Raw genomic sequence first — 7312 nt, 5'->3', positions numbered from 1 at the left:
CACGTCCACCTCCCGAAACTGGAGGCGACCGGACTCGTCGAAGTCGCCGAGGGGCCGACGGGCCGGACGGTCCGGCTCTCGGACGGCGTTCGAGGTGTCCGGACGGGGTCGATGTACCTCCCCCCTGACGAGTGACGTCGGCCGCTGGCGGGACCGTCTCCGTCCCCGGTCAGCGGTCGCTCCGGACGCCGCCGCTCCGAACACGTCGGGAACGTCGGTTCGACGGTCAGTCCACGGCTCGCTTCGGGCCGTCGTGGCGATTCTCGCGGCCGTAGCCACCTGTTCCGATGGAGACGGGCCGAGACGGGTGCGCATCGCCCCCGAGAACGGGCCGTTCGCGCCCGACGACCGGGGGGACGACCGGCGCGGCGTCGTCCTACCGCGGCACCACGTCCGCCGCGACGGGGAAGTGGTCGGAGGGGTACGACCCCTCGTCGGTCCGGTCGGTCAGCGTCGCGGAGAGTCGCACGTCGCAGTCGCGGACGAACACGTAGTCGATGCGGTCGGTCGGGTCGCCGGTGAACCGGTGCATCGTCTTCGTCGGCCCGTGGTGGCCGTACTCGGCCACCGCCATCGCGTCGGCGAACGTCTCCGTCAGCGCCTCGTACGGGTCGGAATCGGGCGTCGCGTTGCAGTCGCCCGCGAGGACGACCGGGCCGTCGAGCGCGGCGAGTCGGTCCCGGGCGACTCTCGCGCCTTCGAGTCGCGCCCGCGGTCCCTTGTTGTCGAGGTGGACGCTGCCGACGTGGAGCGTCTCCCCGTCGCCGTCTTCGAGCGTCGCCCGCGTGAGGATGCGCGGCAGGTCGCGTCCCAGCCGACGCTGCCGGGCGTCTCGGGCGTCTCCGAGAGCCAGAACGTCTCCGCGTCCGCCAAGGAGAAGCGGTCGGCGTCGTAGCCGACGGGGACGTGTTCGTCCGTCACGTCAGGGTTGTCGTCGCCGGTTCTCGTCTCGGCGACCCACTCGTAGCCGTCCAGTTCGTCGCGGAACGCGTCGAGTTGGTGTTCGAGGGGTTCCTGCAGGCAGACCACGTCCGGGCGGTGATAGCGGACGAGGCGGACGGCGTCGTCGCGGCGGTGCGGCCACGCGTCCGGGCCGTCGTCGTCGGTGTCGTAGCGGACGTTGAAGCTCAGCACGCGAACCGGTTCGGCGGTCATCGTCGGACGCATCGCGCGCCCGACACAAGAGGGCCACGGCGGACGGGCCGGCGGAGACGCCCCGACCCGGGACGCAGCGCTCTCCGACCGGGCGACCCGCACGCGCCGAATCGAGCCGTTCCGGAACGTCCTTACCCGCACGCGCCGAATCGCGCGACATGCAACTCACCGTTCGGGAGGTGGCCGAACTCTCGCCGGACGAACGCGCGGCGTTCTTCGAACGGGACGCCGGCGTCGCGGAGGTACGGTCGGACGTGCGCGACATCGTCTCGCGCGTCCGCGAGGAGGGCGACGTGGCGGTCCGGAACTTCTGCCGCGAGTTCGACGGCGTCGAAGTCGGTAACCTCGACGTGACCGACGACGCCGAACGCGCCGCCGAGGAGATAGACGACGACGTGCGCGAGGCCATCGAGACGGCCGCCGCGAACGTCCGCGAGTTCCACGAACGGCAGGTGCCCGACGACTGGCGCGATTCGTTCGACGCGGGGGAACTCGGGCGTCGCTTCCGACCGCTGGACCGCGTCGGCGTCTACGCCCCCGGCGGGACGGCGGCGTACCCCTCCAGCGTTCTCATGGGCGTCGTCCCCGCGAAGGTGGCCGGCGTCGAACACGTGGCCGTCGTCACGCCGCCCGGCGACCCCGTCAACCCCATCACGCTGGCCGCGGCGCACGTCGCCGGCGCGGACCGCATCTACAGCGTCGGGGGCGCGCAGGGCGTCGCCGCCCTCGCCTACGGGACGGAGACGGTGAAGGCGGTCCAGAAGGTGGTCGGCCCGGGCAACAAGTGGGTGACGGCGGCGAAGGCCGAGGTGCGCGGCGACGTGGACATCGACTTCCTCGCCGGCCCCTCCGAGGTGCTGGTCGTCGCCGACGAGACCTGTGACCCCGAGTTCGTCGCCGCCGACCTGGTGGCGCAGGCCGAACACGACCCGAACGCCTCCGTCGTCGCCGTGACGGACGACCGGGCGGTGGCCGACGCGGTTCGGGACGCCGTCGAACGGCAGATCGAGGGGCGAGCGCGCGAGGACACTATCCGCGCCGCGTTGGAGAACGACGCCTCCGGCGTCCTCGTCGCCCGGTCGATGTCCGAGGCCGTCCTGTTCGCCGAGGAGTACGCCGCCGAACACCTGTCGATTCAGGCCGACGGCGACGAGGCGCTGTTGGACCGAATCTCGAACGCCGGGAGCGTCTTCCTCGGCCCGTACACGCCCGTCGCGGCCGGCGACTACGCCTCCGGGACGAACCACGTCCTGCCCACATCCGGCGGCGCGAAGCGCTACGGTGGCCTCTCCGTCGAGACGTTCCTCCGGTCGACGACGGTCCAGCGTCTCGACGAGGGCGCGCTGTCGGGTCTCTCGGACACCATCACGACGCTGGCCGAGGCCGAAGGGCTGGAGGCCCACGCCGAGAGCGTCCGGGCCCGCTTCGGCGACGAGACGCCGGACGGGAGCGACGACGCGGGCGACGCGGCGTAGATGTCCCCCCGACCCCGCCCCCCGTCGTTCGCTGACGCCTGCGCCCGGGTGGTGACCGACCCGGACGCCGAGCACTCACTCTCGACGACGCTGGCACCCGTGCAGGCGCGCATCGCCGTCTCCGAGGACCGGGCGGCCCGCGGGGCGGCGCGGGCCGAACTGCTCCGGGCGCGCCTGCCGCCCGACGTCGACCGCGTCCTCGAACTCGGCTGCGGGACGGGGACGCTGCTGGAGCGACTCTCGACCACGTACGACGCCGTCGGCGTCGACAGCCACGCCGCCCTCCTGTCGTTCGCCGCCGCGCGGGGGGAGTCGGTGGTCCGCGGCGACCCGACGGACCCGCCGGTCAGGCCGGCGTTCGACGCGGTCTGCGCGTTCGACCACCTCACGGCGCGCCGGTCCCTCGCGGCGGTGTGCGCGGGGGCGTACGCGTCGCTCCGACCCGGCGGTATCGTCGCCTTCGACGCCCTCGCGGACGTTCGCGCGGCCGCCTCGTCCGGCGTCGAGACGTTCCGCGGCGCGCGGTACGTCCTCGAACGCTCCGTGGACGTGGCGCGCAGTCCGCCCGTGGTCAACGCCGACTACCGCGTGACCGACCTGCGGACCGGCGAGGTTGGCGTCACCTCCGAACGGACCGCGCTCCGCGTGACGGACGCGGCGGCGGTCCGGAGCGCACTCGAAGCGGCCGGATTCGACGACGTGGACGTTCTGGACGACGCGGGCGACCACGGCGAACTGCTCGTGACGGCGGTGCGACCGGTCGAGACGGCGGGGTGACCCGGCGTCAAGGTTAACACGGTGTATCTGGTACGTTCTCCCATGAGTACCGAGACGGTCGATGGTGGAACCGAGACGACCGTGACCGTGACCGAGTCGGCGGCGTCAGAGGCCCTGCAGTTGATGGAGTCCGAAGGGATGGACACCGACATCGCCGGTTTGCGCCTGTTCGTCCAGCAGGGCGGCTGTGCGGGTCTGTCGTACGGGATGCGGTTCGACCACGAACCCGAGGACGACGACGCCATCGTCGAGCAGAAGGGGCTCCGCGTGTTCGTGGACCCGGCGAGCCAGAACTACATCGGCGGGTCGACCCTCCAGTTCGAGGGCGGCCTGCAGGGGGCGGGCTTCCACGTCGAGAACCCGAACGTCGTCTCCGAGTGCGGGTGCGGCGAGTCGTTCCGGACCTGAGTCCGGTCACGCCGAATCGGTTCTCGCGCGGTCACGTCGCGCCGTGACGGCAGTTACGCCGGGTCGTCGGCGCGCGGTCGACTGATTGTGACGCGGACGCTTCCTCCGAGGTCGAACGCGAAGCGCCGCACTCGTAGAAACAGCGCCGCAGCGCCGCACCCCGTCGGGCGACAGCGAACGCGCCGACGACGGCGGCGACGGCCGTCACTCGCAGTAGCGGTCGCCGGCGACCCACAGTAACAGTGGGACGGCGGCCATCATCGCGTAACTCACGAGGATACTCCGCCACGTCAGTCGTTCGTCGAGCGGTCGGGTCGGTGCTTCCGGTGGTAGTCTTCTCATGGGTGGGGTGTGGGGTTCGGTCGTCTCCGTCTCGCGACGCCAGTCTCGGTCGTCCGCACGATACTTTAGCAACTGTTCATATGAACAGTTAGTAAAATAAGTGTTCGGGTCGGTTCGCGGCGGCGGGGACGAGCGCACCCCGAGGCGACAGGGTAAACCGCCGGGGGGTCGAACGACGCCCATGGCCGCCGAACTCGAAGGAGTGCAGACCGACGACGGACGCACCGTGTACGTCGACCACGGACTGGTCGAACGCGGCGCGCAGGGTCCGTTCTTCGTCGTCTTCGTCACGGAGGACCGCGACACGCGCTGGGGCTACTTCTGCGGGAACTGCGACTCGCTCGACACCGCGATGGACACGATGGGGCGCGTCGAGTGCAACGTCTGCGGAAACATCCGCAAACCCGACGAGTGGGACGCCGCCCACGAGTGAGTCGGGGCGGCACGGTGATTCGGGCCGCACGAATCGACCGGAGACGCCGGAGATACGTCGTTCGGCAGACATTCTCGGCGTGTGGTAAGGTGTGACAATCTTTATGCCACGAGGCGTGGTATCGTCCCCTACATGCCCCCTGTCAGCATGCCACCGGCGGAGGAGGCCCGGTCGATATTCAGTCGACTCGGGTACGACGTCTCGGGCGACGGACAGGAGTTCGTCGCAGAGCGCAAGTGGCGGACCGTTCAGGTGACCGTACTCGACGCCGACTCGAACTTGCGTGGCCGACGCGCGGTCACAGACGGCGGCGAGGCGCGCGAGTATCCGCTTCGATGCTTCGTCACCTGGAAGGAGGCAGCAGGGGACCTTCGCGGACAACTCACCGCCGCCGACCCGTCCTACGAGTGGGCGGTCATCGGCGTCGACGGTGACGACAGAGACGACTACGACGTGGTGCTCCCCGAAGCACGCTGAGAACCGACCGCGCGGGTTCTCGCCCGCGGGAACCCGATTTCGCGAACCGTTTTTATTCCGCCAGTCGTACGGGTTCGTATGTCACAGACAGGGCTCCGTGGGGTCGTCGAGAGCAGACGCATCAACACCGCGCTCGCGTGGCTTCTCGTCTGCTTTCTCGTCGTCACCGCCGTCGGGCAGTTCGTCGAGGGCGAACTGCAGTGGGCGGGCTTCACCGCCGCCGTCGCCGTCTTCGCGGTCATCCCGGCGGTGGCACTCCGTGACCCCACGTCGATGCTCCCGTGGGAGGTGCTGTTCGTCGCCGCCCTCCCCATCATCGGCCGCGCCCTCGTCGCCGGGGAGACGGTGGGCGGGATGACGTTCACCGGTCGCGTCACCACCTACCTCGCCGTCGCCGCCGTCGCCCTCATCGTCGCCGTCGAACTCGACGTGTTCACCACGGTCCGGATGAACCACTCGTTCGCCATCGCGTTCGTCGTCGTCACCACGATGGCCGCCGCGGGCGTGTGGGCCGTCGTCCGGTGGGCGTCCGACGTCCTCGTCGGAACGTCGTTCCTGTTCGACGGACGGCCGGAGGCGGTCATCGAGGAGGCGTTGATGTGGGACTTCGTCGCCGCCACCGTCGCGGGCGTGTTCGCGGGCGTCCTGTTCGAGTACTACTTCCGCCGCCGCGCCCGCCTCCGTCGCCGCATCCCGGAGGGCGACGCCGGGTCGCGGCCCGTCGTGGCGAGCGACGACGAGGAGGTGTCCTCGCGGTGAAGGTCCGAGACGCCCTCCGCATCTCGGTCCGACGCCAGCGACAGGCGACGCGACTGATGCAGATTCTGCTCGGGGTGATGGTCGTCGTCGGCCTCCTGAGCCGAAACAGCGGCGTGTTCGTCAACGCACTCGTCGGGTTCGGCGTCACCTTCCTGCCGGAGACGCTCGAACGCGACCACGGCATCCCGATGGACGCCGGGTTGACGCTGTGGATCACGTCGGCCGTCTTCCTGCACGGTCTCGGCACCGTCGCGCTTCCCGTCGTCGGTACACCGTACGCCGACGTCTGGTGGTGGGACCACCTCACGCACGCCCTCTCGGCCAGCATCGTCGCCGCCGTCGGCTACTCCACGGCCCGCGCGTTCGACCTGCACAGCGAAGCCGTCTCCCTCCCCCCGCGGTTCATGTTCGTCTTCATCCTCACGTTCACCCTCGCCTTCGGCGTCTTCTGGGAAGTCCTCGAGTTCGCGATATCGCTCGTCGCCGCGTCGTTCGGGTTCGGGAGCGTCCTCACGCAGTACGGACTGGAGGACACCATGATGGACCTCCTGTTCGACACCGCGGCGCGATAGTCGTCGCCACGTGGGGGAGCGGACAACTCAGCGAGGTGGTGACGGCGTTGACGGCTCGGTTCGACGGGTCGCGAGCGTGAGCGCCCGACGGCGGCCGTCCGGCCCCGCTCTTTATCATGTCAGCGGGTGTAGCTATGCCCTGCGATGGTCTACAAGAAGATAACTCTGATCGGACGGAGCGACGAGAGTTTCGACGCGGCGGTAGACGACGCCGTCGACAGGGCGAACGAGACGCTCGACAACGTTCACTGGGTCGAAGTGAAGGAGATGGGCGTCGAGATAGCGAGCGTCGAGGACCGAGAGTACCAGGCCGAAGTGGAAGTGGCGTTCCAGTTGGAGTCCGGCCAGCAGGCGTGAACTGACGCCGGCCCGCGGCCCCGAGCAGCGACCGACGACTTCAACTTCTTCGCGGCGTCACCGCAGGTGAATGCCGCGTCTCCTCCACTATTCGGACATCGAGAACGTCTACGACGACCCCGTCCGCGCCGGGCGCTTCGCGGGGTGCGTGCGCGCGCTGGACGGCCCGGACGCCCTCGTCTGCGGGACGGGCGACACCACCTCGCCGGGCGTCCTCGCCCTCGTCGAACGCGGGCGGCAGTCGCTGGACCTGTTCGACGCCGTCGACGCCGACTTCGACACGTTCGGCAACCACGACTTCGACTACGGGCCGGGACGCGACGCGCGGCGTCGTCGCCGACTCGCCGCAGACGTGGTGTCGGCGACGTCCGCGACGAGGACGGCCGGCCCGTTCGCCCCCGACCACGTGGTCCCCCACGCGGTCCGCGAGGTGGACGGCGCGCGAGTCGGCCTCGTCGGCGTGACCGACCCCGCGACGCCCTCGCTGAACCCGATGGCCGCGACGCTGACGTTCACCGACCCGTACGAGGCGGCCGCCGACGCCGTCGAATCGGGCG

At 70.2% G+C, this 7312-nt stretch carries 9 protein-coding genes and 3 pseudogenes; 9 read left to right on the top strand and 3 right to left on the bottom strand.

Going from position 1 to position 7312, the window contains the following annotated elements:
• Positions 1–376: 376 nt before the first annotated feature.
• Together GJ632_RS24100 and GJ632_RS25545 are read right to left on the bottom strand one after the other, a co-directional pair.
• Complete coding sequence (locus GJ632_RS24100) at positions 377–793, bottom strand: endonuclease/exonuclease/phosphatase family protein (RefSeq protein WP_343161234.1); 417 nt, start codon at positions 791–793, stop codon at positions 377–379.
• Positions 794–1005: 212 nt separating this feature from the next.
• Positions 1006–1155 (bottom strand): annotated as a pseudogene (locus GJ632_RS25545) (endonuclease/exonuclease/phosphatase family protein); the annotation flags it as partial.
• A gap of 158 nt (positions 1156–1313) precedes the next feature.
• Between GJ632_RS25545 and hisD the strand changes: the two are divergent.
• Genes hisD through GJ632_RS17175 form a run of 3 tightly spaced genes read left to right on the top strand, consistent with a single transcriptional unit; the run spans position 1314 to position 3815 of the window.
• The gene (gene hisD / locus GJ632_RS17185) at positions 1314–2630 is read left to right on the top strand and encodes a histidinol dehydrogenase (RefSeq protein ID WP_191453588.1); all 1317 of its coding nucleotides are present in this window, start codon (positions 1314–1316) and stop codon (positions 2628–2630) included.
• On the top strand, positions 2631–3407 hold the full coding sequence (locus GJ632_RS17180) for a class I SAM-dependent methyltransferase (RefSeq protein WP_191453587.1): 777 nt from the start codon (positions 2631–2633) through the stop codon (positions 3405–3407). It abuts the gene before it with no gap.
• Positions 3408–3449: 42 nt separating this feature from the next.
• Positions 3450–3815, top strand: coding sequence for an iron-sulfur cluster assembly accessory protein (locus GJ632_RS17175; RefSeq protein WP_089807699.1), 366 nt, complete (start codon positions 3450–3452; stop codon positions 3813–3815).
• 204 nt (positions 3816–4019) lie between these two features.
• On the opposite strand, the gene GJ632_RS17170 is transcribed toward GJ632_RS17175, so the two are convergent.
• Positions 4020–4157 (bottom strand): hypothetical protein, encoded by a 138-nt coding sequence (locus GJ632_RS17170; RefSeq protein ID WP_197428062.1) that lies wholly within the window; start codon positions 4155–4157, stop codon positions 4020–4022.
• A 181-nt stretch (positions 4158–4338) separates the two neighbouring features.
• On the opposite strand from GJ632_RS17170, the gene GJ632_RS17165 reads away from it, so the two are divergent.
• The 6 genes and pseudogenes from GJ632_RS17165 to GJ632_RS17140 all read left to right on the top strand — a co-directional run.
• Entirely contained in the window at positions 4339–4590 is a 252-nt protein-coding gene (locus GJ632_RS17165) for a DUF5816 domain-containing protein (protein ID WP_089807695.1), read from the top strand.
• A gap of 132 nt (positions 4591–4722) precedes the next feature.
• Entirely contained in the window at positions 4723–5067 is a 345-nt protein-coding gene (locus tag GJ632_RS17160) for a hypothetical protein (protein ID WP_231751639.1), read from the top strand.
• Between the two features lie 78 nt (positions 5068–5145).
• Positions 5146–5826 carry a hypothetical protein gene (locus GJ632_RS17155; protein ID WP_089807691.1) on the top strand — a complete coding sequence of 227 codons (681 nt, stop codon included), beginning with the start codon at positions 5146–5148 and terminating at the stop codon, positions 5824–5826.
• Positions 5823–6478 (top strand): annotated as a pseudogene (locus tag GJ632_RS17150) (hypothetical protein). The gene GJ632_RS17155 and the pseudogene GJ632_RS17150 overlap by 4 nt, the downstream one beginning before the upstream one ends.
• Before the next feature lie 64 nt (positions 6479–6542).
• Positions 6543–6755: a dodecin gene (locus GJ632_RS17145; protein ID WP_089807686.1), complete on the top strand. Its 213-nt coding sequence runs from the start codon at positions 6543–6545 to the stop codon at positions 6753–6755.
• 70 nt (positions 6756–6825) lie between these two features.
• A pseudogene (locus tag GJ632_RS17140) lies at positions 6826–7312 on the top strand (bifunctional metallophosphatase/5'-nucleotidase); the annotation flags it as partial.

The sequence above is a fragment of the Halogeometricum sp. CBA1124 genome (assembly GCF_009741955.1).
GTDB classification, from domain to species: domain Archaea; phylum Halobacteriota; class Halobacteria; order Halobacteriales; family Haloferacaceae; genus Halogeometricum; species Halogeometricum rufum.
Note: the sequence above shows the minus strand (reverse complement) of the source record. Positions and strands in the feature narration are given on the sequence as shown.

Bases quoted from the DNA above. Each gene is read 5' to 3' on its own strand.
- hisD (WP_191453588.1), top strand. From the start codon at position 1,314: ATGCAACTCACCGTTCGGGAGGTGGCCGAACTCTCGCCGGACGAACGC.
- GJ632_RS17180 (WP_191453587.1), top strand. From the start codon at position 2,631: ATGTCCCCCCGACCCCGCCCCCCGTCGTTCGCTGACGCCTGCGCCCGG.
- GJ632_RS17175 (WP_089807699.1), top strand. From the start codon at position 3,450: ATGAGTACCGAGACGGTCGATGGTGGAACCGAGACGACCGTGACCGTG.
- GJ632_RS17170 (WP_197428062.1), bottom strand. From the start codon at position 4,157: ATGAGAAGACTACCACCGGAAGCACCGACCCGACCGCTCGACGAACGA.
- GJ632_RS17165 (WP_089807695.1), top strand. From the start codon at position 4,339: ATGGCCGCCGAACTCGAAGGAGTGCAGACCGACGACGGACGCACCGTG.
- GJ632_RS17160 (WP_231751639.1), top strand. From the start codon at position 4,723: ATGCCCCCTGTCAGCATGCCACCGGCGGAGGAGGCCCGGTCGATATTC.
- GJ632_RS17155 (WP_089807691.1), top strand. From the start codon at position 5,146: ATGTCACAGACAGGGCTCCGTGGGGTCGTCGAGAGCAGACGCATCAAC.
- GJ632_RS17145 (WP_089807686.1), top strand. From the start codon at position 6,543: ATGGTCTACAAGAAGATAACTCTGATCGGACGGAGCGACGAGAGTTTC.